Annotated in this window: 22 protein-coding genes; 16 read left to right on the top strand and 6 right to left on the bottom strand. The window is 68.4% G+C overall.

Annotated features, from left to right (window positions below; all coding sequences use genetic code 11):
• Positions 1-11 precede the first annotated feature (11 nt).
• On the bottom strand, positions 12-545 hold the full coding sequence (locus tag GGR16_RS23265) for an isochorismatase family protein (RefSeq protein WP_019404286.1): 534 nt from the start codon (positions 543-545) through the stop codon (positions 12-14).
• Between the two features lie 180 nt (positions 546-725).
• Here GGR16_RS23265 and GGR16_RS23260 point away from each other — a divergent pair, with 180 nt between their 5' ends.
• The 9 genes from GGR16_RS23260 (at position 726) to GGR16_RS23220 (ending at position 10786) form a co-directional block, all read left to right on the top strand.
• Positions 726-1400, top strand: coding sequence for a Crp/Fnr family transcriptional regulator (locus GGR16_RS23260; protein ID WP_019404287.1), 675 nt, complete (start codon positions 726-728; stop codon positions 1398-1400).
• A gap of 306 nt (positions 1401-1706) precedes the next feature.
• A complete protein-coding gene (locus tag GGR16_RS23255) occupies positions 1707-3674 on the top strand; it encodes an AMP-binding protein (protein ID WP_183318500.1) in 1968 nt (655 codons plus the stop codon).
• On the top strand, positions 3671-4474 hold the full coding sequence (locus GGR16_RS23250; protein WP_019404289.1) for an ABC transporter ATP-binding protein: 804 nt from the start codon (positions 3671-3673) through the stop codon (positions 4472-4474). Before GGR16_RS23255 ends, GGR16_RS23250 begins: the two co-directional genes overlap by 4 nt.
• 10 nt (positions 4475-4484) lie before the next feature.
• Positions 4485-5441 carry a branched-chain amino acid ABC transporter permease gene (locus GGR16_RS23245; RefSeq protein ID WP_183318498.1) on the top strand — a complete coding sequence of 319 codons (957 nt, stop codon included), beginning with the start codon at positions 4485-4487 and terminating at the stop codon, positions 5439-5441.
• 13 nt (positions 5442-5454) lie between these two features.
• On the top strand, positions 5455-6531 hold the full coding sequence (locus GGR16_RS23240) for a branched-chain amino acid ABC transporter permease (RefSeq protein WP_019404291.1): 1077 nt from the start codon (positions 5455-5457) through the stop codon (positions 6529-6531).
• An 81-nt stretch (positions 6532-6612) separates the two neighbouring features.
• On the top strand, positions 6613-7935 hold the full coding sequence (locus GGR16_RS23235) for an ABC transporter substrate-binding protein (protein ID WP_183318496.1): 1323 nt from the start codon (positions 6613-6615) through the stop codon (positions 7933-7935).
• A 125-nt stretch (positions 7936-8060) separates the two neighbouring features.
• On the top strand, positions 8061-8900 hold the full coding sequence (locus tag GGR16_RS23230) for an ABC transporter ATP-binding protein (protein WP_019404293.1): 840 nt from the start codon (positions 8061-8063) through the stop codon (positions 8898-8900).
• Positions 8901-8915: 15 nt separating this feature from the next.
• On the top strand, positions 8916-9545 hold the full coding sequence (locus tag GGR16_RS23225) for a LysE family translocator (RefSeq protein WP_026015497.1): 630 nt from the start codon (positions 8916-8918) through the stop codon (positions 9543-9545).
• 8 nt (positions 9546-9553) lie between these two features.
• Positions 9554-10786, top strand: a complete 1233-nt coding sequence (locus tag GGR16_RS23220) for a phenylacetate--CoA ligase family protein (protein WP_183318494.1) — start codon at positions 9554-9556, stop codon at positions 10784-10786.
• 306 nt (positions 10787-11092) lie between these two features.
• Here the strand turns inward: GGR16_RS23220 and GGR16_RS23215 are convergent, their stop codons facing one another.
• Complete coding sequence (locus GGR16_RS23215; protein WP_183318492.1) at positions 11093-12619, bottom strand: bifunctional metallophosphatase/5'-nucleotidase; 1527 nt, start codon at positions 12617-12619, stop codon at positions 11093-11095.
• Between the two features lie 206 nt (positions 12620-12825).
• Between GGR16_RS23215 and hemH the strand changes: the two genes are divergently transcribed.
• The 3 genes from hemH (at position 12826) to GGR16_RS23200 (ending at position 15541) form a co-directional block, all read left to right on the top strand.
• Positions 12826-13905, top strand: a complete 1080-nt coding sequence (gene hemH / locus GGR16_RS23210; protein WP_019404297.1) for a ferrochelatase — start codon at positions 12826-12828, stop codon at positions 13903-13905.
• A 151-nt stretch (positions 13906-14056) separates the two neighbouring features.
• The gene (locus GGR16_RS23205) at positions 14057-15064 is read left to right on the top strand and encodes an SPFH domain-containing protein (protein WP_026015498.1); all 1008 of its coding nucleotides are present in this window, start codon (positions 14057-14059) and stop codon (positions 15062-15064) included.
• 15 nt (positions 15065-15079) lie between these two features.
• The gene (locus GGR16_RS23200; protein WP_026015499.1) at positions 15080-15541 is read left to right on the top strand and encodes an NfeD family protein; all 462 of its coding nucleotides are present in this window, start codon (positions 15080-15082) and stop codon (positions 15539-15541) included.
• A gap of 18 nt (positions 15542-15559) precedes the next feature.
• Here the strand turns inward: GGR16_RS23200 and GGR16_RS23195 are convergent, their stop codons facing one another.
• Both GGR16_RS23195 and GGR16_RS23190 read right to left on the bottom strand, forming a co-directional pair.
• A complete protein-coding gene (locus tag GGR16_RS23195) occupies positions 15560-16030 on the bottom strand; it encodes an aminoacyl-tRNA deacylase (protein ID WP_026015500.1) in 471 nt (156 codons plus the stop codon).
• Positions 16031-16234: 204 nt separating this feature from the next.
• Positions 16235-17245 (bottom strand): KpsF/GutQ family sugar-phosphate isomerase, encoded by a 1011-nt coding sequence (locus GGR16_RS23190; protein WP_019404301.1) that lies wholly within the window; start codon positions 17243-17245, stop codon positions 16235-16237.
• A 290-nt stretch (positions 17246-17535) separates the two neighbouring features.
• Between GGR16_RS23190 and GGR16_RS23185 the strand changes: the two genes are divergently transcribed.
• Positions 17536-18972 carry an outer membrane beta-barrel protein gene (locus GGR16_RS23185; RefSeq protein WP_183318490.1) on the top strand — a complete coding sequence of 479 codons (1437 nt, stop codon included), beginning with the start codon at positions 17536-17538 and terminating at the stop codon, positions 18970-18972.
• Positions 18973-19381: 409 nt separating this feature from the next.
• Here the strand turns inward: GGR16_RS23185 and GGR16_RS23180 are convergent, their stop codons facing one another.
• Complete coding sequence (locus GGR16_RS23180) at positions 19382-20272, bottom strand: UTP--glucose-1-phosphate uridylyltransferase (protein ID WP_026015124.1); 891 nt, start codon at positions 20270-20272, stop codon at positions 19382-19384.
• Positions 20273-20487: 215 nt separating this feature from the next.
• Here GGR16_RS23180 and galE point away from each other — a divergent pair, with 215 nt between their 5' ends.
• The 3 genes from galE (at position 20488) to GGR16_RS23165 (ending at position 24151) form a co-directional block, all read left to right on the top strand.
• The gene (galE, locus tag GGR16_RS23175) at positions 20488-21477 is read left to right on the top strand and encodes a UDP-glucose 4-epimerase GalE (RefSeq protein ID WP_183318488.1); all 990 of its coding nucleotides are present in this window, start codon (positions 20488-20490) and stop codon (positions 21475-21477) included.
• Positions 21478-21577: 100 nt separating this feature from the next.
• On the top strand, positions 21578-22912 hold the full coding sequence (locus GGR16_RS23170) for a lytic murein transglycosylase (RefSeq protein WP_183318486.1): 1335 nt from the start codon (positions 21578-21580) through the stop codon (positions 22910-22912).
• Between the two features lie 42 nt (positions 22913-22954).
• Complete coding sequence (locus tag GGR16_RS23165) at positions 22955-24151, top strand: SGNH/GDSL hydrolase family protein (RefSeq protein ID WP_183318484.1); 1197 nt, start codon at positions 22955-22957, stop codon at positions 24149-24151.
• Between the two features lie 297 nt (positions 24152-24448).
• Here the strand turns inward: GGR16_RS23165 and GGR16_RS23160 are convergent, their stop codons facing one another.
• Positions 24449-25873, bottom strand: a complete 1425-nt coding sequence (locus GGR16_RS23160; protein ID WP_183318482.1) for a glutamate synthase subunit beta — start codon at positions 25871-25873, stop codon at positions 24449-24451.
• Between the last annotated feature and the right edge of the window lie 54 nt (positions 25874-25927).

Here is a 25927-nt window from a genome sequence, read left to right as displayed (position 1 = left end):
GCGGTCTTGCGTCACTTGATCAGGGCGAGCGCTTCTTTGAAGCGCGGGTGCTCGCAATCCTGCAGCCATTCGAAGACGACCATCTCGCTCGTAACGATCTCGACGCCGTGGCGGGCGAGCCGGTCGAGGGCGGCGGCCTTGCTCGCCGGCTGGCGCGAGCCGATGGCGTCGGCCACGACGATGGGGGCGAAGCCGTTCATCTTGAGGCCGAAGGCCGTCTGCATGACGCAGACGTGCGCCTCCCAGCCGGCGATGAGCACGGTGTCGCGGTTCTCGTCGAGGGCATCCTGCAGTTCGCTCTGGCGCGAGGCGTCGAAGGCCGTCTTGGCGATGACGAGCTCCGGCAGGTCGCGCAGGGCTTCGATCGTCGGGCCGAGCCCCTGCGGGTTCTGCTCGCTGGCGATGACGGGCACGTCGAAGAGCCGGGCGGCGAGCGCGAGGCGCCGCGCCGCAGCGACCGTCTCCATGGCGCCTGAAATGGCGGGGGCGAGGCGGCCCTGAAAGTCGACGAGGAGAAGGCAGGAGCGTTCGGCTTCGATGATCATCGCAGGATGGTTCCCCCAAGGTTCACCCGGTTTCTGCCGCCAAGGTTCCATTCCCGACGAGGCTGGACAAGAGGACGAAAGAAGGGAGACGCAAGGCCGAGCCCCCGGGCGGCGCACGATGCTTCGCTTGGCCGGCAAGCCTCTCTATAGTGTGCCGGCGACGCGGCCACGGACAGTGTCTTGATCACGACCGAGCATCTTCTTTCCATTGCGCGCTGGGCGCATGATCTTTCCCCGGCCGAACGGGAGCGGGCGGCGAGGGGCATCGTCGAGCGCAGCTTTGCGCAGGGAGAGTATATCTGCCATCAGGGGGACCGCTTCGACAGCTGGTCCGGCGTCGTCAGCGGCCTCGTCAAGGTCAGCACGGTGTCCGACACGGGCAAGGCCGTCACCTTCACCGGCATGCCGGCGGGCGGATGGTTCGGCGAAGGCACCCTGCTCAAGGACGAGCAGCGCAAGTACGACCTCGTCGCCATCCGTGCGACGCGCCTTGCGCTGATGAACCGGGCGACCTTCCTCTGGCTGTTCGACAACAGCGTCGCCTTCAACCGCTTCCTCGTCCATCAGCTCAACGAGCGGCTCGGCCAGTTCATCGCCGTGCTCGGCTATGACCGCATGCTCGACGCGCAGGCGCGGCTCGCGCGCGGCCTCGCCTGGATGTTCAACCCGGTGCTCTATCCGAGCGTCGGCAGCTATCTCGACATCAGCCAGGAGGAGCTCGGGCTGCTCTCCGGCCTGTCGCGCCAGATGACCAACAAGTGCCTCCGGGCGCTCGAGGACGAGGGCCTCCTGAAGATCGAGCACAGCGGCGTGCGCATCATCGACCTGCGCCGGCTGGCCCGCTACGGCGAATGAGGCCGGATGCGAATCGCCGCACGATTTCTGCGGATCGCTCCCAGGTGATATTCGTTTTTCCGCACGGAATGCTGCGACGCCAAACAGGTCCCGCATGACGGCGGAACGGGACGAAATGGACAAAAAAGGCGGGGAAAACGGTCGGCACAAGCCGGCATCCCAGCCAACACGGGCCTGACTTGTCTGTCAAGCGGATGCTTGCGGAGATGCGGCCCTCCGCGCACTATTCGAGCATCAACGAGAGCCGGCAAAACCCGGCCTGTAGGGAAACGCCATGGCCGATGGGGCCGAAGGGAGGAACGTGCCGTGACAGCGGTCGATTCCGTGCGGGCGGACACTTTCGCCAAGCTTCTGGCGCACAACGCGGCGGTGCGCGGCGACCGGCCGGCCTTCCGCCACAAGGATCTCGGCATCTGGCAGACGTGGACGTGGGCCGAGGTGTACGAAAACGTGCGCTGCCTCGCCGTGGGGCTCGAGCGGCTCGGCCTCAAGCACGGCGAGGCCATCGCCATCGTCGGCGCCAACCGGCCGAAGCTCTACTGGACGGTGATGGCAGCCCAGATGCTCGGGGCGGTGCCCGTGCCCGTCTATGCCGACGCCGTGGCGGACGAACTCGCCTATGTCCTCGCCCACGCCGAGGTGAAGTTCGCGGCGGTGCAGGACCAGGAGCAGGTCGACAAGATCCTCTCCGTCTCCGAGCGCCTGCCCCTGCTGCGGCACATGATCTACGACGAGCCGCGCGGCCTGCGCGACTACGACCATACGCGTCTCCACCCGATGGCCGAGGTTATCGCGGAGGGCGAGGAGGCGCTGAAGGATCCTGCGGTCTCGTCATGGCTCGACGGCATCATGGCCGCCGGCAAGGGCTCGGACGTATCCATCATCCTTTACACCTCGGGCACCACAGGCCGTTCCAAGGGGGTCGTGCTGACCGCCGAGCGCTGCATCGCCGCGGCGCGCGACACGGTGACCTTCGACAAGCTGGACGAGAAGGACGAGGTGCTCGCCTACCTGCCGCTCGCCTGGGTCGGCGACCATTACCTCAACTATGCCCAGGGGCTCGTCGCCGGCTTCTGCATGGCCTGCCCGGAATCGGCCGAGACGGCGATGCAGGACCTCAAGGAGATCGGCCCGACCTTCTATTTCGCGCCGCCGCGCGTCTTCGAGCAGATCCTGACCCGCGTCATGATCCGCATGGAGGATGCGGGCGGGCTGAAGCGGCGCATGTTTCATTACTTCATCGGCGTCGCGAAGCGCTATGGCGAGAAGATCCTCAACGGCGAAGACGTGCCGCTCGGCGGGCGATTGCTCTACGGGCTCGGGCGGCTCCTCGTCTACGAACCGCTGAAGAACGTGCTCGGCTTCTCGCGCATTCGCGTCGCCTATACGGCGGGCGAGGCGATCGGGCCGGACCTCTTCTCCTTCTACCGTTCGCTCGGCCTCAACCTGAAGCAGCTCTACGGCCAGACGGAGGCCTTCCTCTACGTCACGGCCCAGCCTGACGGCGCCATCAAGCCGGACACGGTCGGCCCGCCGATGCCCAATGTCGAAATCCGCCTCTCCGAGAGCGGGGAGGTGCTGTTCCGCTCGCCGGGCATGTTCACCGGCTATTTCAGGGATGAGGAGAAGACCAGCGAGGTGCTGACCGAGGACGGCTTCATCAAGACGGGCGATGCCGGCTTCTTCGACCCCGCCGGCCACCTCAAGATCATCGACCGCGCCAAGGACGTCGGCAAGCTCAACGACGGCTCGCTCTTCCCGCCCAAGTACATCGAGAACAAGCTGAAGTTCTTCCCCAACGTGAAGGAGGCCGTCGCCTTCGGCCACGAGCGCGACTACGTCTCCTGCTTCATCAACATCGACCTCACCGCCGTCGGCAACTGGGCCGAGCGCAACAACGTGGTCTACGGCTCCTACCAGGAGCTCGCCGGCCATCCGCTCGTCTACGACATGCTCGAGAAGAACGTCGACGAGGTGAACCGCTCCCTCGCCGCCGAGCCGATGATGGCCGGTGCGCAGATCCGCCGCTTCCTCATCCTGCACAAGGAGCTCGATGCGGACGACGGCGAGCTCACGCGCACGCAGAAGGTCAGGCGCGGCTTCATCGCCGAGCGCTACGCGCCGCTCATCACGGCGCTCTACGACGGCTCGCGCGAGGCCGACATCACGACCGAAGTGACCTTCGAGGACGGCCGCAAGGGCACGATTTCGGCGCGCGTCAAGATCCGCGACATGCGGATCTATCCCGCCGCGGTGAAGGAGAAGGCCGCATGAGGGCGCCCGACATGGATGCCGGTGTCACGGCCGGCGACGTCCTGCTCGCCGTCGAGAACGTTTCCCTGCGCTTCGGCGGGGTCAAGGCCATCACGGATGTCTCCTTCGACATCCGCAAGGGCGAGATCCGCGCCATCATCGGCCCGAACGGCGCGGGCAAGACGTCGATGCTCAACGTCATCAACGGTTTCTACCACCCGCAGGACGGGCGCATCACCTTCAAGGGCAGGACGCGCTCGAAGATGCGCCCCTATGTGGCGGCGAGCCAGGGCATCGCGCGCACCTTCCAGAACGTCGCGCTCTTCAAGGGCATGACGACGCTCGACAACATCATGGCCGGGCGCACGCTGAAGATGAGGCGCGGCTTCTTCTGGCAGATGCTGCGGCACGGGCCGGCGATGGCCGAGGAGATCGAGCACCGCAAGGTGGTGGAGGAGATCATCGATTTCCTCGAGATCGAGGCCATCCGCAAGGTGCCGGTGGGGCGGCTGCCCTACGGCCTGCAGAAGCGCGTCGAGCTCGGCCGGGCGCTCGCCATGGAGCCGGAGCTGCTGCTGCTCGACGAGCCGATGGCGGGCATGAACCTCGAGGAGAAGGAGGACATGTGCCGCTTCATCCTCGACGTCAACAGCCAGTTCGGCACCACCATCGCGCTCATCGAGCACGACATGGGCGTCGTCATGGACCTGTCGGACCGCGTCGTCGTGCTCGAATACGGCCGCAAGATCGCGGACGGCGTGCCCGACGAGGTCAAGAGCAACCAGGCCGTCATCGACGCCTATCTCGGCGTGCCGCACTGAGGGCGTATTGATGGACATCCTGTACAACATCTTCATCGACCCCTTCGTGCAGATGGGCTCGGCGCCGGACCTTCTCGTGCAGACGCTGTGGGAGGGGCTCGTCTCGGGCGTGCTCTATGCGCTGATCGCGCTCGGCTTCGTGCTCATCTTCAAGGCTTCGGGCGTCTTCAACTTCGCCCAGGGCATCATGGTGGTGTTCGCGGCGCTGACCCTCGTCGGGCTCTACGAGGCCGGCGTGCCGGCCATCCTCGCGCTCATCCTGACCATCGGCGTGATGTTCGTGCTCGCCGTCGGCGTCGAGCGCATCGTGCTGCGCCCGCTCGTCAACCAGCCCGACATCATCCTCTTCATGGCGACCTTCGGGCTCACCTATTTCCTCATCGGCTTCGGCGAGCTCGTCTTCGGCGGCAACCCGAAGGTGATGATCACCGACCAGCTCTACCTGCCGCGCGGCTCCGTCGAGTTCGAGATGCTCGGCGGCTTCGTCAGCCTGCAGAAGATCGACATCACGGCGGCGGTCATCGCCTCGGTCATGGTGGCCTCGCTCGCCGTCTTCTTCCAGAAGACGCGCATCGGGCGGGCGCTCAGGGCGGTCGCCGACAGCCACAAGGCGGCGCTGTCGGTCGGCATCTCGCTCAACCAGATCTGGATCATCGTCTGGTTCACCGCCGGCATCGTGGCGCTCGCCACCGGCATCATGTGGGGCGCGCGCTCGGAGGTGTCCTTCGCGCTGCAGATCATCGCGCTGAAAGCCCTGCCGGTGCTGATCCTCGGCGGCTTCACCTCGGTGCCCGGCGCCATCGTCGGCGGGCTCATCATCGGCGTCGGCGAGAAGCTCGGCGAGTTCTACTGGGGGCCTCTGGTCGGCAGCGGCATCGAGAGCTGGCTCGCCTATGTCATCGCCCTCGGCTTCCTGCTGTTCCGGCCGCAGGGCCTGTTCGGCGAGAAGATCATCGAGCGGATTTGAGGAGGCGGCATCCGTGTTCTACCGCGAAGCAGGCCAGTTCAAGACGAACTATGCCGCAGACATGGCGGTCTTCCCGATCCTGCAGGACAAGATCGGCATCGCCCTCATCCTCACGCTCGCCCTCGTGGTCATCCCGCTCGCGGGCAACGCCTTCTTCCTGTCGGTGGTGATGATCCCGTTCCTCATCTTCGCGCTGGCGTCGATCGGGCTCAACCTCCTGACCGGCTACACCGGGCTCCTGTCGCTGGGCACGGCCGGCTTCATGGGCGTGGGGGCGTTCGCCTGCTACAAGCTGACGACGATCTTCCCCGGCGTGAACATCATCGTCTGGATCCTCACCTCGGGCCTGTTCGCCGCGGCCGTCGGCGTGTTCTTCGGCCTGCCGTCGCTGCGGATCAAGGGCTTCTACCTCGCGGTGGCGACGCTTGCCGCGCAATTCTTCCTGCAGTGGTGCTTCATCCGCATCCCGTGGCTCTACAACTACAACGTCTCGGGCGCGATCGAGGTGCCGACGCGGACCCTCTTCGGCATCCCGGTGACGGGCCCCAATGCCTCGCCCGAGATGCGCTACTACGTCGTCCTCGGCATCGTCATCCTGCTGACGTGGGTCGCCTCGAACCTCGTCCACGGCCGCATCGGCCGCTCGTGGATGGCGGTGCGCGACATGGACATCGCCGCCGAGCTCATGGGCATCAAGCTTTTGCCGACGAAGCTGCTCGCCTTCGCCGTCTCGTCCTTCTACTGCGGCGTCGCCGGCGCGCTGATGGTCTTCCTCTGGTACGGCGGCGCCGAGCCCGAGGTCTTCTCCATCAACCAGTCCTTCCTGATCCTCTTCATGGTGATCATCGGCGGGCTCGGCAGCCTCACCGGCTCCTTCTTCGGCGCGGCGCTCATCTACATCCTGCCCATCGTGCTGCGCGGGGCGCCCTCACTCGTCGGCCTCAACATCGGGGCCGCCACGGTCGAGCACCTGACGTTCATGATCGTCGGCGCGCTCATCATCTTCTTCCTGATCGTCGAGCCGCACGGACTGGCGCGGCTCTGGCAGACGGGCAAGCAGAAGCTCAGGGTCTGGCCCTTCCCCTACTAGCGCGGCAGGACCGGGAACGAGCCGGACAAACGGACGGGCGCCGCGTCGCAGGCGGGGCGCTTCAACGGGAGGAAACGAAACATGGTGCGCAAGCTTTCCACCATCCTGGCGACCGCGGTCGTGGCATCGGCGGCCTTCGCCGTGCCGGCCAAGGCGCAGGATTCGGTCTATGTGCCGCTGTTCACCTACCGCACCGGCCCCTTCTCGGGGTCGGGCATCCCGATCGCCAACGGCATGCGCGACTATCTCACCATGCTCAACGAGCGTGATGGGGGCATCGGCGGCGCCAAGCTCATCCTCGAGGAGTGCGAGACGGGCTACGACACCAAGAAGGGCGTCGAGTGCTACGAGGCGGTGAAGGGCAAGAACCCGGTGATGATCAACCCGTGGTCGACGGGCATCACCCTGCCGCTCATCCCGCGCGCGGCCGTCGACAAGATCCCGATCCTGTCCATGGCCTATGGCCTCTCGGCCTCGGCGGACGGCGACACCTTCCCGTGGATCTTCAACCCGCCGAACACCTACTGGGATGGTCTGTCGATGATCATCAAGTACATCGGCGAGCAGGAGGGCGGCCTCGACAAGCTCAAGGGCAAGAAGATCGGCTACGTCTATCTCGACGCGGGCTTCGGCCGCGAGCCCCTGCCGCTCTTCGACCAGCTGTCGCGCGACCTCGGCTTCGAGCTCAAGCTCTATCCCGTGCCGGCCGACAGCATGCAGAACCAGTCCTCGCAGTGGCTGAGCGTGCGGCGCGACCGGCCCGACTACATGGTGATGTACGGCTGGGGCGCCCTCAACCCGACCGCCGTGAAGGAAGCGGCGAAGATCAACTTCCCCATGGAGAAGTTCATCTCCATCTGGTGGCCGGGCGATGACGACCTGCGCTCGGCGGGCGCCGGCGGCAAGGGCTTCAAGACCCTCAACTGGCACGCGGTGGGCACGGACTTCCCGGCCCTGCAGGACATCCAGAAGCTCGTCGTCGACAAGGGCCTCAGCCAGGCGCAGAAGAACACCTTGGGCGAGGTGCTCTACAACCGCGGCGTCTACAACTCGATGCTGATCGCCGAGGGCATCCGCAACGCCCAGCAGATCACCGGCAAGAAGGTGGTGACGGGCGAGGACGTGCGCCGCGGCCTCGAGACGCTCGACCTCAACGAGGCCCGCCTGAAGGAGCTCGGGCTCGAGGGCTTCGCCGGCCCGATCAAGCTCACCTGCACGGACCACAACGGCCATCGCCCGGCCTTCATGCAGCAGTGGGACGGGGAGAAGTGGGTGAAGATCTCCGAGCCCATCGAGCCGATGGCCGACCGCGTCAAGCCGCTGCTCGAGGCCGCCGCGAAGGACTATGCCGAGAAGAGCACCGGCTGGCCGAAGCGCACGGAGCCCTGCGACAAGCAGTCCTGACGGAACGTCCGCAGCCTCGTCCCTCTCCCCTCGCGGGGGGAGGGGCAGGGGGCAGGACGAAACGTGACCTTCACCGTCCGCCCCCAACCGCTCCCGGAGGGCCAGGGGGGAACGAGGGAACCAGCATGAGCACCGCAGCCGCGCCCGCCGCCGAGGCGGCGACAGAGACGATCCTCTCGGTGAACAACATCGAGGTGATCTACGACCACGTCATCCTGGTGCTGAAGGGCGTGTCGCTCACCGTGCCGCGCGGCGGCATCGTCGCGCTGCTCGGCGCCAACGGGGCGGGCAAGACGACGACGCTGAAGGCCGTCTCCAACCTGCTGCGCGCCGAGCGCGGCGAGGTGACGAAGGGCTCGATCGAGTTCGATGGCGAGCGCGTCGACCGGATGACGCCGAACGAGCTGGTGCGGCGCGGCTGCATTCAGGTGATGGAGGGGCGCCACTGCTTCGGTCACCTCACCATCGAGGAGAACCTCCTGACCGGCGCCTTCACGCGGCGCGACGGAGGGGCGGCCATCCGGCGCGACATGGAGATGGTCTACGACTATTTCCCGCGCCTCAGGCAGCGCAAGAGCTCGATGTCGGGCTACACCTCCGGCGGCGAGCAGCAGATGTGCGCCATCGGCCGCGCCCTCATGTCCCGGCCGAAGATGATCCTCCTCGACGAGCCGTCGATGGGCCTGGCGCCGCAGGTGGTGGAGGAGATCTTCGAGATCGTGAAGGACCTCAACGCCCGGGAGGGCGTGTCCTTCCTGCTCGCCGAGCAGAACACCAACATCGCCCTGCGCTATGCCACCTACGGCTATATCATGGAGACGGGGCGCATCGTGATGGACGGCGACGCCGCCTCGCTGCGCGAGAACGAGGACGTCAAGGAGTTCTACCTCGGCATCGGCGAGGGCGAGCGCAAGTCCTTCCGCGAGGTGAAGAGCTACAAGCGCCGCAAGCGCTGGCTGATGTAGGAGCGAAGGATGGACGTGGTCGACACGGGGCGGATGGCGGCTTTCGCGCTGATCGCGCTCGGCATGGTGCTGACGCCGGGGCCGAACATGATCTATCTCGTGTCGCGCTCGATCACGCAGGGCTGGCGCGCCGGCGCCGTCTCGCTCGTCGGGGTGGCGGCAGGCTTCGTCTTCTACATGGTTGCGGCGGCCGTGGGGCTGACGGCGCTCGCGCTCGCGGTGCCCTTCCTCTACGAGGCCATCAAGTGGGCGGGGGCCGCCTATCTCCTCTATCTCGCCTGGCAGGCGGTGAAGCCCGGCGGCGCGACGCCCTTCGAGGCGCGGAACCTCGCGCCCGACAGGCCGGTCCGCCTCTTCGCCATGGGCTTCCTGACGAACCTGCTCAACCCGAAGATCGCGGTGCTCTACCTGTCGCTGCTGCCGCAGTTCGTCGATCCCGGAAAAGGCGACGTGCTGCTGCAGAACATTCTCCTCGGCTCGATCCAGATCGGCGTGAGCGTCAGCGTCAACATGCTCATCGTCGTATTCGCCGGCGCCATCGCCGCCTTCCTTGCCCGCCGGCCGCTGTGGCTCAGGGTGCAGCGCTACCTGATGGGACTGGTGCTCGCCGGGCTCGCCGTGCGGCTTGCGACCGACCGTCGCTGAGAGGACCGATGAAGGAATTCTACGACCATCGCGAAACGCGCGACCCCGCCGCGCGGGAGGCGGAGCTTCTCGCCCATCTGCCGACGCTCGTCGCCAAGGCGATGCAGGCGCCCGGCTGGGCCCAGCATCTGTCCGGCATCCAGCCGCTCGACATCACGAGCCGCGAGGCGCTGGCGAACCTGCCGGTGCTGCGCAAGTCCGACCTGCCGGCCCTGCAGAGCGCGGCGCCGCCCTTCGGCGGCTATGTCGGCGACGCTCCCGGCAGCTTCAGCCGGCTCTTCGCCTCGCCCGGGCCGATCTTCGAGCCGGAAGGGGCGCAGGCCGACCCGTGGCGCTCGGCGCGCGCGCTCCATGCCGCCGGGTTTCGCAGCGGCGACGTGGTGCTCAATACCTTCTCCTATCACCTCACGCCGGGCGGCTTCATCCTCGATTCCGGCGCGCGGGCGCTCGGCTGCGCGGTCATCCCGGCCGGGCCCGGCAATACCGAGCAGCAGCTGCAGGTCATCGCCGCCTATCGCCCCACCGGCTATACCGGCACGCCGGATTTCCTGAAGATCCTCCTCGAGGCGGCCGATGCGGCGGGGCTCGACACCTCCTCCTTCCGCCGGGCGGTGGTCTCGGGCGCTGCCTTCCCGCCGTCGCTGCAGAGGGCTTTCGCCGAGCGCGGCATCGACGGCTACCAGCTCTATGCGGTCGCGGAGTGCGGCGCCATCGCCTACGAGACGCCGGCCCGCGAGGGCCTCATCGTCAACGAGGACCTCATCGTCGAGATCGTGCGGCCGGGCACGGGCGATCCGGTGGCGGAAGGGGAGGTGGGCGAGGTGGTCGTCACCTCGCTCGACCCGCACCATCCGATCCTGCGCCTCGCCCTCGGCGACCTGTCCGCGATCATGCCCGGGACGAGCCCCTGCGGGCGCACCGGCCTGCGCATCAGGGGCTGGCTCGGGCGTGCCGACCAGACGACGAAGGTCAAGGGCATGTTCGTGCGGCCCGAGCAGGTGGCCGAGATCGGCCGCCGCCATCCGGAGCTCGGCAAGCTGCGCCTCGTCGTCACGCGCGAGGACGAGATGGACGTGATGACGCTGCAGGCCGAGACGGCCAATGCCGATCTCGTCGACGCGGCGGCCGTGGGCGAGACGCTGCAGGCCGTCGCCAAGCTGAAGGGCGGCGTCTCCCTCGTCTCGCCCGGCGCCCTGCCCAACGACGGCAAGGTCATAGCCGACGAACGCAAGTATGATTGAGAGGCAACGGCAGTCGGGAATAGGCAGGCGGCAGCGGGCGCCTACCGGATTGATTGCGCCTCCCTTGCAAAGGCGTTGGGTGAGGGATCCGAGCAGTCTTGATCCTCCCCCGCACGGGGGAGGTGGCGCTGCGAAGCAGCGACGGAGGGGGCACGCGGTCAACATAGACACGTCGTTCCCGTCCTCGACCCCACCCGTCTCGGTCCTTCGGACCGATCCACCCTCCCCTAGAGGGGAGGGATCCATCCATCGCGCTGGGGCGGCTGGTCCTAACTTCTGAGGCCGAAGGACGTCTCCCGGCCGCACCTACTGCATCACGATGCGGCCTTCGGGCTTGATGTCGATCGTGCCGAGCTTGCGGGCGTAGACCATCACGTCGTTCGCCATCAGCTTGCCGGCGACGTCGAGGTCGCCGCCCTTGACGCCGCTCGCCAGCATCGAATAGCCGTCGCCGCCCTTCAGCAGGAAGTCGTTGGTAGCGACCGTATAGGTCTTGTCGTCCTCGATGGGCGCGTCGCCGACCGTCACCGCGACGACGCGGCTGCCGGCGGGGCGCTTGGGGTCGACCGTCACGGTCAGCCCCGACACCTGCGGGAAGCGGCCGGCGCGCTGCTCCATCTGCGAGAAGCCGTTCTCCAGCGCCGCCTTCACCTGCTTGCCGGTGAGGCTGGTGACGACGGTGCGGTTGCCGAAGGGCATCTCGGTGAGGATGTCGCGGCGGGTCAGTTCGTGGCCGGCCGGATATTGCTTGTTGCCGCGGATGCCGCCGCCGTTGGTGATGGCGATGGTGGCGCCCGTCGCCTCGCGCATCGCATCCGCGATGAAATCGCCGATGGCGGTTTCGTGCGAGCGGACGCTCGCGGTGCGGCTGTCGAGCGGGGCGGCGAGCGTGGCGACGGCGATGTCGAGCTCCTTCGACAAGTCCGCCTCGTAGCGCGCAACGACCGCGAGCACCTCCGGATCGGGGTCGACGGCGCGGGAATCGTTGACGCGGAAGGTCGGCGTCCACGTCACCTTGCGGGCGCTGCCCTCGCCGCTCACGGAGGCGGTGAAGTCGATGGCGGTGACGTAATTGCCCTCCTCGTTCGATTCCACCATCACCGTCTTGCCGTCGAAGCCGATGGCAAGGTCGTGGTCGTGGCCGGTGAGCAGCACGTCGACGAGGCGCGAGCGCACGATCTCGTAGTCCATCGCCCGGTCCGTATGCGTGACCGCGACGACGAGGTCGGCGCCTTCCTCGCGCAGCTTCTTCGCCTCCTTGCGCAATGTCTCCATCACCGGCAGGAAGGCGAGGTCGCCTGGATCCGACATCTGCGGCACGTTCTCGAGGATGAGGCCGACGACGCCCACCTTGACGCCGCCGAGCTCGAAGACGGCGCTGTCCTGGTGGCCGGGCAGGGGATTGCCGGCGGCATCGCGCATGTTGGCCGCAAAGAAGGGGAACTCGGCCTCGCGCTGGCGGGCGAAATAATCCTCCTTGCCGAAGTCGAACTCGTGGTTGCCGGGCACGAAGACGTCCGGCTTGATCATGTTGGTCAGCGCCACGATGTGGGCGCCGTGGTCGAAGCCGGACATCAACGAAGGCGAGAAGCAGTCGCCGGCATGGCAGAAGAGCATGGGCACGCCGCGCGCCCGCTCGGCCTTGACGATCGCGGCAAGGCGCGGGAAGCCGCCGCGCCCCTTGTCCTCGTTCATCTTGTAGATGTCATTGACGAGCAGCAGGGTGAAGCTCGCCGGCGGCGGGGCGGCTTCGGCGCCGGTGGTCAGCGTGGCGGCGGCGAGGCCGGCGGTCACGCCGAGGCGCAGGGTCTGGCGACGGGAGATGGGGCTCATGGGGGGCTCCGACCGGTGGCACCTTGCGAGGAGAATGGCGCGGGCGCGCGAAAGCATGATGTCGGGCTGTGGAGCGGCCGGCAAGCGTCTCGACACGGCGGAGGCGCCCGTCTGCGGCGATCGGTCCGCCGGTGGCGGTTGCGCGTATACTGGACAGGCGGCGAAAGGCGTCTACATGAGGCCTGTCGCGCCTGTGCGAGCAACGAATGGAGAGCGATCCGGTGTCTTCGAGCGAAGCGGCATCCCGCGCTGTGCGCCTTCCTGCCGACCATCCGCCCGTCGCGGCGGGGCGCATCGGCGTGCTGCTGCTCAATCTCGGCACGCCCGACGCCACCGACTACTGGTCGATGCGCCGCTACCTCAAGGAGTTCCTCTCCGACCGGCGCGTCATCGAGACCCCGCGCATCCTGTGGTGGCCACTGCTCAACGGCATCATCCTGACGACGCGCCCCGGCCGCAAGGGCAAGGACTACGAGACGATCTGGAACAAGGAGCGCAACGAGTCGCCCCTGAAGACGATCACGCGTTCGCAGGCGGAGAAGCTCACGCAGAAGCTCGCCACCATGCCGGGCGGAAGTGAAGGTCGCTTCGTCGTCGACTGGGCCATGCGCTACGGCAATCCGAGCGTCAAGGAGCGCCTCGAGGCGCTGCAGCGCGAGGGCTGCGACCGCATCCTCCTGGTGCCGCTCTATCCGCAATATGCCGCCGCGACCACCGCCACCGCCTGCGACAAGGCCTTCGAGGCGCTGATGCAGATGCGCTGGCAGCCGACCATCCGCGTCTCGCCGCCCTATCACGACGATCCCGTCTATATCGGAGCGGTGGTCGAGAGCCTGAAGGCCGAGCTCGCCAAGCTCACCTTCGAGCCCGAGGTCATCATCGCCTCCTTCCACGGCGTGCCCAAGGACTACCTCCTCAAGGGCGATCCCTATCACTGCCAGTGCCAGAAGACGGCGCGGCTGATGCGCGAGGCGCTCGGCCTGCCGCCGGAGCGCTTCATCCTCACCTTCCAGTCGCGCTTCGGCCGGGCCGAATGGCTGCAGCCCTATACGGACATGACCGTGAAGGGCCTCGCCGAAAAGGGCGTGAAGCGCCTCGCCGTGGTCATGCCGGGCTTTTCGGCGGACTGCCTCGAGACGCTCGAGGAGATCGCCGGCGAAAACGCCGAGATCTTCCACGAGCATGGCGGCGAGCACTTCGCCGCCATTCCCTGCCTCAACGATTCGCCGGAGGGCATGCGCGTCATCGAGCATATCGTGACGCGCGAGCTCCAGGGGTGGGTCTGATCGCTCGCCCGGGCCGTCCCGGCGAGCGAGAGCCCGCTGCGGATTACGCGACCCTCTGTGCGACCGGTGCCGGTGCTTTCGCGGTCGCCGGCATGTGATATGTAGCCTCGCCGCGAGGCGCCATGCGGGGGGCGCGGTTCAGGGGGGCATCATGTTCGGCTTCGATATCTTCGTCATCGTCCTCGTCGGTCTCGTCATCCTGACGATCGCGCTCGGGGTGCGCACGGTGCCGCAGGGCTATGCCTATACGGTCGAGCGCTTCGGCCGCTACTCGCGCTCGCTCGGCCCCGGGCTCGGGCTCATCGTGCCCTATGTCGAATCCATCGGGCACAAGGTGAACATGATGGAGCAGGTGCTCGACGTGCCGAGCCAGGAGGCCATCACCAAGGACAATGCCGGCGTGAAGATCGATGCCGTCGCCTTCTTCCAGGTGCTCGACGCCCCGCGGGCTTCCTACGAGGTGTCGGACCTGTCGCAGGCGCTGCTGACATTGACGATGACCAATATCCGCACCGTCGTCGGCTCCATGGACCTCGACCAGCTGCTGTCGCACCGCGACGAGATCAACGAGAAGCTCCTGCGCGTCATGGATGCGGCCGCCTCGCCCTGGGGCGTCAAGGTGACCCGCATCGAGATCAAGGACATCCTGCCGCCCGCCGACCTCGCCGATGCCATGGCCCGGCAGATGAAGGCCGAGCGCGAGAAGCGGGCCAGCATCCTCGAGGCCGAAGGCGAGCGCCAGGCGCAGATCCTGCGCGCGGAGGGCGAGAAGCAGGCGCAGATCCTCGCCGCCGAGGGCCGCAAGGAGGCCGCCTTCCGCGACGCGGAGGGGCGCGAGCGCCTCGCCGAGGCCGAGGCGAAGGCGACCTCGCTCGTCAGCGAGGCTATCGCCCAGGGCGACCTCGCGGCGGCGAACTTCCTCGTCGCCGAGAAATATGTCGACGCGCTCAAGAGCCTCGCCGCGGCGCCCAACCAGAAGGTCGTGGTCGTGCCCATCGAGGCGGCGGGCGTCGTCGGCACGCTGGCCGGCCTCGGCGAGATCACCAAGACCGTCTTCGGCGAGGGCGGCTCCGGCACCGCCGTGGCGCGCCAGCTGCAGGCCTCGCGCCGCGGCAGCGTGCCCCCGAGCGGCGGGCCCGGCACTGCCGCCCCGGTCTGACGGGAGGCTCACGTGATCCGCGAGGCGATCATCGCCCTCGGCCCCTGGGCCTGGATCGTGCTGGGGCTGGTGCTCGTGGCGCTCGAACTCGCAGCGCCTGGCGTCTTCCTCATCTGGCTCGGCCTCGCCGCCATCGCGACAGGCCTGATCGATGCCCTGTTCGACCTCTCGTGGCAGGCGAGCGCCATCGTCTTCGCGCTGCTCTCCGTGGCGAGCGTCGTCGTGGGGCGGCTCGTCACCCGGCGCCGCGACGAGGGGTCGGCCGACCAGCCCTTCCTCAACCGGCGCGGTGCGGCGCTCGTCGGCCGCAGCTTCACGCTCGATGTTCCGATCACGGGTGGCGAGGGTCGGGTGCGGGTCGACGATACCGTCTGGCGCGCCGTCGGGCCCGACTGCCCGGCGGGCACGCGGGTGACGGTCACGGGGCTCGACGGCGCCAATCTCGTCGTCGCGCCACATGAGGACGGCGACGCCTGAGGCGCCGCCGTCACCCGCTTACTGCTGCAGGCAGATGCGGCCGTGGCGCGCACGGCCGGCGAGCTGGCGGAAGTCCCGGCCGGACATGTGGACGATCGTCTCGTGGTCGCCCGCTTCGAAATAGATGTCCGACAGGTCGGCCAGCATCTCGTCGACGATCATCGGCATGCCGTAGGCGGCGCCGAGCGGGGGAACCGCGCCGCGGGCGCAGTCCGGGAAGAGCCGCTCGATCTCGGCCTCGCGGGCAAGCTCGACCTCCTCGTCGAGCATCTCGCTGACGGCGCGCAGGCTGAGGTGCCGCGAGGCGGGCAGGACGGCCAGCATGTAGCCGGCCTTGTCCTTCAGCACGACCGCCTTGGCGATCATGTCGGCCGGCACGTCGCAGACTTTCGCCGTGCGCATCGAGGTGGCGGTGGGTTCGTGGCGCATGAGGTCATAGGCGACGCCGCTGCGCGACAGGTAGTGTTCTAGTCGTGGTGCGGTGGACATGACGCGTTCTCCCTTCGCGGGCGGGCCTTTCGCCCCGCTCGGGACCGACGCGTTATCCGTCACGGCCTTTCCGGACCCGTGACGATCCTGCTTCTCGCCGCGCCGCCCGACGGGCGGCCCCCCGGCTCCTGGCGGGGATCATATCGTCTGGTGCCGTGCGCGCAAAGCACGATCGGCGGGCAGGCGGGACGGGCCGGCCGGCTGTCAGGCGGCGCCGGCGCGCAGGAGATCGAGCACGTGGATGATGCCGACGGCGCGCCCGTCCTCGGCCACCACGAGGGCGCCGACCTTCGTCCGCTCCACCACCTCCAGCGCCTCGCCGACCAGCGTGTCGGGCGTGACGGCCTTGGGCGTGGGGTTCATCACCTCCTCGACGCGCTGGGCGAGGAGCGAGGGGTTCATGTGCCGGCGCAGGTCGCCGTCGGTGACGATGCCGGCGAGCCGGCCGTCGTCCTCGCTCACCAGCACGCAGCCGAAGCCCTTGGCGCTCGTCTCGACGATCGCCTCAGCCATCGACGTGCCGCGGCCGACGAGCGGCAGGCGCTCGCCGGTATGCATGATGTCGCGCACGAACTTCAGCTGGGCGCCGAGCTTGCCCCCCGGGTGGTAGACGCGGAAGTCCTGCGCCGAGAAGCCGCGGCTCTCGAGCAGGGCGATGGCGAGCGCATCGCCGAGGGCGAGCTGCATGGTCGTCGAGGTGGTGGGTGCGAGCCCGTTGGGGCAGGCCTCGCTCGCCTTGGGCAGGGCAAGGCACACGTCGGCCTCGCGGCCGAGCGTCGACTGCGCGCTCGATGTGAAGGCGATCAGCGGCACGCGGAAGCGCTTGGCATAGCCGATGATGTCGGACAGTTCCGTCGTCTCGCCCGACCAGGAGAGGGCGAGGATGGCGTCGTCCGCCTGGATCATGCCGAGGTCGCCATGGCTCGCCTCGCCGGGGTGGACGTAATAGGCCGGCGTGCCCGTCGAGGCCATGGTGGCGGCGATCTTGCGGCCGATGTGGCCGGACTTGCCCATGCCGGTCACGATGACACGGCCGCGGGCACCGGCGATCGCCTCGACCGCCGCCTCGAAGGGGGCGGCGAGATCGCCCCCGATGGCCTCGATCAGGGCCGCGAGCCCTGCCCGCTCGCTCGACAGCGTGCGCAGGGCCGAGGCCACGGCCGTGTCGGTCCTGCGCTGCGTCGTGCCGGGGTCGCGGGCGGCAAGGCTGCTCATGGTGTTCTTCCTGCTCTCGTCTTGCTCCTAGCGCCGGGCGCTCGGATTTCTCGTGGCGGTCTTAGCACGGTGAGTGGCGGCAGGCGACGTCGGCGCCGAAGCTTACCGGGCGTTAACCATGCCGCTTTAGCCTCCATTAACCACGCTGGCCATCCGCCGGAAAGAACCGTCACGGCGGCTGAGCCGCATCGCCTTTGCAGGAAAGCGACCACTTGCGCCAGGGCCCCTCCATTCCTTCTCGCCGGTGCGGCGGTGCGCCGCTGGCAACGTGCCTCGCCGCGGGCGCGATCATGCTCGCGGGGCCGGCCGCGCACGGCCAGGATGGTTCGTCGTTTTTCACGCTGCGCGGCACCGTGCAGCCCGATCGGGCCGGCGCCGGTGGGGGGCGGGTGTCGCTGCCAGGCGTGCTCGAAACGTCCGCCGGGGACGGGTCGCAGACGCCGCCGCCTTCGCCCGTCCATCGTCCGGTGCAGGCCCCCACCTCATTGGAGCAGAGCCCGCTGCGTCCGTCGCAGGTGCCGGTCGCGCGCCTGCCCGCGCCGCTCGACGCGCCGTCCGCGCCCCCGCGGCCAGGCGAGTTGGAGGAGGAAGATCCGTGGGCGCCGCTCGGCCTGCGCCTCGGCACGCTGACGGTCTTTCCGTCGATCGAGATCGACGGCGGCTACGACAGCAACCCCCGGCGCGAGAGCGGGAACGTGAAGGGAGCGACCACCGTCGTCACGCGCGGCGGTGTGGCCCTGCGGTCCGACTGGTCGCGCCATGAGCTCACGGGTCATCTGCGAGGTTCCTACTGGGCCTTCCCCACCCTCGAGAAGGCGGACCGGCCGGAGGCGGACGGGCGCCTCAACCTGCGCCTCGATGCCACGCGGGATACAACCATCAATGTCGAGGGGCGGGCGTCGCTGACGACGCAGCGGTCGGACAACCCCAACCTGCCGGGCGGCGTCGTCAACCAGCCGACGATCATCTCCTATGGCGCTTCACTGGGCGGCGCGCACCGCTTCAACCGGCTGACGCTCGGGGCAACCGGCGTCGTCGAGCGCAACGTCTATGGCGACGCCGAGTTCGCCGACGGCAGCCGCCTCGACCAGAGCTACCGCAACTACAACGAATATGGATTGCGGCTGCGGGCGAGCTACGAGGTGCACCCCGGCTTCATCCCCTTCGTCGAGGGGCTGATCGACCGCCGGCAGTACGACGAGCGGATCAATGCCGGCGGTTACGAGCGTTCGTCCAACGGGCTCGGGGCGCGCGTCGGCTCCACCTTCGAGCTCACGCGGCTCGTCACCGGCGAGGCGGCGATCGGGCATCAGGTGCGCAAGTACGACGATCCGCGCCTCGCGGACCTGCGCGGGCCCATCGGCGAAGTATCGCTGATCTGGCGGCCGACGGCGCTGACCACCGTCCGGCTGACGGGGGCGAGCAGCCTCGGCGAGACGACGATCGCCGGATCGAACGGCGTCGTGAACCGCAGCGCGACGCTCGCACTCGAACACGCCCTGCGCCGCAACCTCGTCTTCACGGCCTCGGCGACCCTCAGCGACAGCGACTACAAGGGCGTCGACCTCAACGAGAAGGGCTTTACCGGCCGTATCGGGATCGACTGGAAGCTGACGCGCTCGCTCGCGGTGCGCGCGGGCTTCACCCACGAGCGGCTCGACAGCACGGCGCCGGGAGACGACTACACCGCCAACATCTTCCTCGTCGGGTTGCGCCTGCAGCGGTGAGCTTCGCCGGGGGGGCGGGGTGCCGCCGCCTGCGGCGGCTGTCGACGGCCGGCCATACCAAGGGCTCCACGATCTGCCGCCGTCATGGTCAAGCGCATTGACCGCCCGCCCGTTCGCGCAGCGCGAAAGTGCGAGCGAGAAGCGCGTGCCTCTCCACCGTCACGGCCGGGCATGTCCCCGCCATCCCCGCCTTTCACCCCTGCGCGAGCGTCACGGCGTGGGTGCCCGCGACGAGCGCGGGCATGACGGCCGAGACAAGTTCGCAAATGGAATGGGGCGGGTAGCACAACCTCTCCGCCCGTCATGGCCGGGCTTGTCCCGGCCATCCACGCCTTTCAACCCCGCACGAGCTTCATGGCGTGGGTGCCCGCGACAAGCGCGGGCATGACGCTGGCGACAGGGGCTTCGCTCACCGTTTGGCGAGCAGCGCCTCGAGATCGCGGCGGTAGTCGGCGCCGAGCTCGGGGTTCGAGAGCGCATAGGCGGCGTTGGCGGCGAGGAAGCCGAGCTTGGAGCCGCAGTCGTAGATGTCGCCGTCGAAGCGCGTGGCGAAGAACGGCTGCGACTTCGACAAGGTGATCATGGCGTCGGTCAGCTGGATCTCGCCGCCGGCGCCGCGCTCCTGCCGCGCGAGCAGGTCGAAGATCTCCGGCTGCAGGATGTAGCGTCCCGAGATGGCGAGGTTGGAGGGGGCGGTGCCCTTGGCCGGCTTCTCGATCATCTGCGTGATCGGATAGACCTTGCCGTTGCCGATCGCCTCGCCGACGCCGGTGATGCCGTACTGGTGCGTCTGGTCGGCCGGCACCTCGTAGACGGCGATCATGTTGCCGCCCGTGGCGTGGGCCTCGTAGGCCTCGATCATCTCGGCGAGGCAGGGCCGCACGCCGAGGTGCAGCATGTCCGGCAGCAGGAGGGCGAAGGGCTCGTCGCCGACGATGTCGCGCGCGCACCAGACGGCGTGGCCGAGGCCGAGCGGCCCCTGCTGGCGGGTGAAGCTGGTCTGCCCGGGGCCCGGCAGGTCACGGCGCAGCTGCTCGAGTTCCCTGGTCTTGCCACGCGTCTCGAGCGTGCGCTCCAGCTCGAACTGGCTGTCGAAATGGTCCTCGATGACGCCCTTGTTGCGGCCCGTCACGAAGACGCAATGCTCGATGCCGGCGGCACGTGCTTCGTCCACCACGTGCTGGATGACCGGCCTGTCGACGACCGTCAGCATCTCCTTCGGCATCGCCTTCGTGGCGGGCAGAAAGCGGGTGCCGAGGCCTGCGACGGGAAATACGGCCTTTCGGATAGGCTTCTTCATGGAACCCCAGGGGCTGGAGGGCACAACAAGAAACACGGCCCGGCGCCCTCTCTTGCCATGGCCGTGCCCGCACGAGATGTTCGCCGATATTGACCGGCGAACGTGTCAATCGCGTAAAGCGATTGACGAATGAACGCAGCCGGTCTGTCAATAGTTCCACGGAGCCGGAGGGCCTGCGCCAGCGGGACGGCCTGGCGCAGGAAAGGGATGGGGGCATGAGCGTCCTGGTGACCGGCGGAGCCGGCTATATCGGCAGCCATATGGTTCTCGAGCTCGTGGAGGCGGGGGAGCGTGTCGTCGTGCTCGACGACCTCTCGACCGGCTTTGACGAGGCCGTGCCGCGCGAAGCCGTGCTGGTGCGCGGCGATGCGGGCGATCAGGACCTCGTCGCAAGGCTGATCGGCGAATATGGCATCGATGCGATCGCGCATTTCGCGGCCAAGATCGTGGTGCCCGAATCGGTGGCCGACCCGCTCGGCTATTACCTCGCCAATACGGGGAAGACCCGCAACCTCATCGAGGCGAGCGTGCGGGCCGGCGTGCGGCACATGATCTTTTCCTCGACCGCGGCGGTCTACGGCGACGTCACCGCCAACCCCGTGTCGGAAGACCTCACCCCGGCGCCGGTCTCGCCCTATGGCCGCTCCAAGCTGGTCAGCGAATGGATGCTGGCCGACACGGCCGTGGCGCACGACCTCAACCACGTCATCCTGCGTTATTTTAACGTCGCGGGCGCGGATCCCGCGGGCCGGATCGGGCAATCCACCCCGCGGGCGACCCACCTCATCAAGGTCGCGTGCCAGACCGCCCTCGGCCAGCACCCGGTGCTGGAGGTCTTCGGCACCGATTATCCGACGCCGGACGGGTCGTGCGTGCGCGACTTCATCCAGGTGTCGGACCTTGCCCGCGCCCATGTGGCGGCCCTGGCGCACCTCAGGGCGGGTGGCGGCTGCCTGACGCTCAACTGCGGCTACGGCAAGGGTTTTTCGGTGCTCGAGGTGGTGGCGGCGGTCAAGCGCGTGTCGGGCGTCGATTTCCCGGTGAAGCTCTCGCCACGCCGCGCGGGCGATCCGGCAGCGATCGTGGCGGATGCCTCGCGCATCCGCGCCCTGCTCGACTGGCAGCCCCGCTACGACGATCTCGACGTGATCGTCTCCCAGGCCCTTGCCTGGGAGAAGCGGCTCGCCCAGCAATCGGCGGCTTGAAGCCGTTCCGTCAACGATTTTGCAACCATATCGCGCGAGCTAGTGGAGTTGAGTGCGTATGCGTGGCGGCTTCGGCCGCGGTTCGAAACGGGGATCCGACATGCGGCATGGCAGCAGGGACGGTGAGACGAGCCTCGCGACAGGGAACGGCAGGAGGCGGGCGCTGCTTGCCACGCTCGCCGTCAGCCTCGTCCTCGGCTCCTGCGCCTCGGCGGACGTGATGTCCGTCGGCAGCATCACGCCCTATGCGCCGACCGAGCAGCGGGTCACCCCCGCGGCGCCGCGGACCCCGGCCAAGTTCTCGCGCGGCGAGGGGGCGCCATCCCCGTCCTTCCGCGCCTTCGTCTCCGCCCTGTGGCCGGAGGCCCAGGCCCGCGGGGTCTCTCGCTCCGTCTACGACGCGGCCTTCTCCGGCGTCACGCAGGACGAGAAGATCATCGCGCTCACGAAGAAGCAGGCCGAGTTCGTCAAGCCGGTGTGGGAATATCTCGCCTCGGCCGTGTCGCAGAACCGGCTCGAGCGCGGCACGCCCATGACGCGCCAGTGGGCCTCCACCCTCGACACCATCGAGCGCACCTATGGCGTCGACCGCAAGGTCGTCATGGGCGTCTGGGGCATGGAGACGAATTTCGGCGGCTTCACCGGCTCGCACTACGTCGTGCGCGCCCTCGCGACGCTGGCCGAAGCGAAGTATCGCGGCGACTATTTCCGCAACGAGCTGCTGACGGCGCTCGTCATCCTGCAGCAGGGGCACGTCAGCCCCGACCGCATGGAGGGGTCGTGGGCCGGCGCCATGGGCCAGACGCAGTTCATGCCGTCGAGCTTCATGCGCTACGCGGTCGACTTCACGGGCGACGGGCGCCGCGACATCTGGACCTCGGTGCCGGATGCGCTCGCCTCCACCGCCAACTATCTCAAGCAGCACGGCTGGCAGCCGGGCCTGCCGTGGGGCTTCGAGGTCAAGGTGCCGTCGGGCTTCCGCTACGGCCGGGACAAGAAGTCCTTGGCCGCCTGGGCGTCGGAAGGCGTGCGCCGGGTCGACGGGCGGCCGCTCTCCGGAGCTGGCGAGGCGCGCCTCTTCCTGCCGGCGGGCGCGCGCGGGCCTGTCTTCCTGGTGACGGCGAACTTCGACGTCATCAAGCGCTACAACAATTCCGACGCCTATGCCCTCGGTGTCGCCCACCTCGGCGACAGGCTCTATGGCGGCGCGCCGATCCAGACGCCGTGGCCCACCGACCAGGCGCCGCTCGCCAAGCACGAGCGGGAGGAGGTGCAGCGGCATCTCGCCAGCCGCGGCTACGACATCGGCGACGTCGACGGGCGCATCGGCTCCCAGACGCGCGACGCGATCTTCGCCTTCCAGGAAAGCCGCGGCCTTATCGCCGACGGCCATGCCGACAACCGGCTGTTGGCGCAACTGCGCCAGACGCGATAGCATGAATCCGGCCCCGGCTGCGGCCGGGGCGGGAAACGGGCGATGCCGGGACGCAGCCTCATCGTTGCCATTCTCGTTGCGGCGGGATGCATCTTCGCCGCGGCGGTCGCGCACGCCCAGCAGGATCCGCTGACGCGCTTCCTCAATAACATCTTCCAGCCGAAGCCGCCGCCGCAGATGGAGCAGGTGCCGCGGCGGTCGTCCCGGCCCGCAGCCGCCCGGCCGCGCCAGACGGTGCCGCGGGCGGTGCCCGAGCAGCGCGGCGTCGCCGAGCGCACGCCGCGCGTCGAGGTCGACACCTATGTCGTCGTGATGGGCGATTCCCTCGCCGAGCTCCTGACGGAAGGGCTCGCCGAAACGCTGGCCGAAGCCGCCGACGTCGCGATCTATTCGCGCGCCAAGGGCGACACGGGGCTCGTGCGCAGCGACTTCTACGACTGGCCCAAGGCGGTGCAGGAGCTCGTCGCCAATCCCGAGCGGGTGTCGATCGGCGTGATGATGATCGGCGCCAACGACCGGCAGGCCTTCCGCACCCCGGCGGGGGAGGTGGAGCACGGCACGGCCGAATGGCGAACGCTCTATACGATGCGCGTCGACGAGATCATCCGCACCTTCGGCGAGAAGCGGATACCGCTCGTATGGGTAGGCCTGCCGCCGATGAAGGGCGAGCGGCTGTCGGCCGACATGCTGGCCCTCAACGCCATCTTCCGCGAGCGCGTGACGGCGGCCGGCGGCCAGTATGTCGACATCTGGGAGGCCTTCCTCGACGCCGACGGACGCTTCTCGGCCTTCGGGCCCGATGTGAACGGCCAGAACGCGCGCCTGCGCACCAATGACGGCGTGCATTTCACCAAGGCGGGCGCGCGCAAGGCGGCGCATTTCGCGGCGCTCGTGCTGCGCCGGCTGATCGATGCGCACGGCGGCATCCAGCAGGCGCTGCTGCCGCTGCACGACGGCGTGCCCGGCCTCGACATGCGCGACCCCATCGAACGCATGATCGATGCCTCCATCCCGAGCCTGCCCGAGCCGAACGGCCTCATCTCCGTGTCGAGCAAGCCCGTGGCGGGGCCCATCCTGCCGCTCACGGCGCCGGACGCGGCGCCCGGCGGCATCCTCGTCTCGGCGCCGGCGGGTGCGGGCCAGGTTGACCAGCTCGCCGAGCGGGTGTTCATCCTCGGCGACGTGCCGCAGCCGAAACAGGGCCGGGTCGACGATTTTTCCTGGCCGCGGCGGCCGTAAGGGGGCTGATCAGGTCAACGGTTCCGATTGCAGAACCGTCATGCCCGCGCTTGTCGCGGGCATCCACGCCCTGAAAAGTCGAATGACCTCAAAGGCGTGGATGGCGACAGCAACGCGCATGCGCGTTGCGTCTCTTCAAAGTGCTGCAAGTCGGACAAGCCCGACTTGCAATGACAAGCCCGGCCATGACGGGGGAGAATGTCGCTCACGAAAGCCGGCTATCCGGCCCCATGCGCTGCTTTCCCTCGGGCGGGATCCTGCGGGCCGGAGCCCGCAGCACCCGAGCGGAAAGAATTCTCAGCGCGGCAGGACGGACGAGCCCGTCAGATATTCGTCGATGGCGCGGGCGGCCTGGCGGCCTTCACGGATGGCCCACACGACGAGGGACTGGCCGCGGCGCATGTCGCCGGCGGAAAAGACCTTCTCGTTCGACGTGCGATAGTCGCTCTCGCTGGCGGCGACATTGCCGCGCCTGTCGAGTGTCACGCCCGCCTGTTCGACCATGCCCTCAAAGACCGGGCTGGCGAAGCCGATGGCGATGAAGACGAGATCGGCCCTGAGGACGAATTCGGTGCCGGGAACCGGCACGCGCTTCTCGTCCACGCGGGCGCAGCGCACGCCGATGACGCGGCCCTTCTTGCCCTCGAGGCCGAGCGTCGCGACCTGGAACTCGCGCTCGGCGCCCTCCGCCTGGCTCGAGGAGGTGCGCATCTTCGTCGGCCAGTACGGCCAGACGGTGAGCTTGTCCTCCATCTCGGGGGGCTTGGGGCGGATGTCGAGCTGGGTCACCGAGAGGGCGCCCTGGCGGAAGGAGGTGCCGACACAGTCGGAGGCCGTGTCGCCGCCGCCGATGACGACGACGTGCTTGCCGCCGGCGAGGATGGGATCGGAATCGAGGAAGTTCTCGCGGCCGTTGCGGCGGTTCTGCTGCACCAGGAAGGGCATGGCGTAATGCACGCCCTCGAGCTCCATGCCCGGCAGCTGGGGATCGCGCGGGCGCTCGGCGCCGCCGCACATCAGCACGGCGTCGTAGGCCTTCGCCAGCTCCTCGAACGGCTTGTCGACGCCGATGTTGACGCCGTAGTGGAAGACGACGCCCTCGGCCTCCATCTGCGCCACGCGCCGGTCGATGTGATGCTTCTCCATCTTGAAGTCCGGGATGCCGTAGCGCAGCAGGCCGCCGGCACGCGGCTCGCGCTCGTAGACGTGCACCTCGTGGCCGACGCGGGCGAGCTGCTGGGCGGCGGCGAGGCCGGCCGGGCCCGAGCCGACGACGGCGACGGACTTGCCGGTGAGGCGCGCCGGCGGCTCGGGGCGGATCCAGCCCATCTCCCAGGCCTTGTCGGCGATCGCCTGCTCGATGGTCTTGATGGTGACGGGCACGTTCTCGAGGTTGAGCGTGCACGCCTCCTCGCAGGGCGCGGGGCAGATGCGGCCGGTGAACTCGGGGAAGTTGTTGGTCGAGTGGAGGTTGCGCGAGGCCTCCTCCCAGTCGTCGTTGTAGACGAGGTCGTTCCAGTCCGGGATCTGGTTGTGGACGGGGCAGCCCGTCGGCCCGTGGCAGAAAGGAATGCCGCAGTCCATGCAGCGGGCGGCCTGCTTCTGCAGGTCCTTGTCGTCCAGCGGCAGCGTGAACTCACGGAAATGCCGCACGCGGTCGCCGGCGAGCTGGTACTTCTGCTCCTGCCGGTCGAATTCGAGAAAGCCGGTTACCTTGCCCATCGTCTCGTCATCCAGTCGTTGCGCCGCCGACCCACCTCCCCCTTGCGGGGGGAG

The organism is Chelatococcus caeni (assembly GCF_014196925.1).
In the GTDB taxonomy this organism is placed as follows: Bacteria; Pseudomonadota; Alphaproteobacteria; order Rhizobiales; family Beijerinckiaceae; genus Chelatococcus_A; species Chelatococcus_A caeni.
Note: the sequence above shows the minus strand (reverse complement) of the source record. Positions and strands in the feature narration are given on the sequence as shown.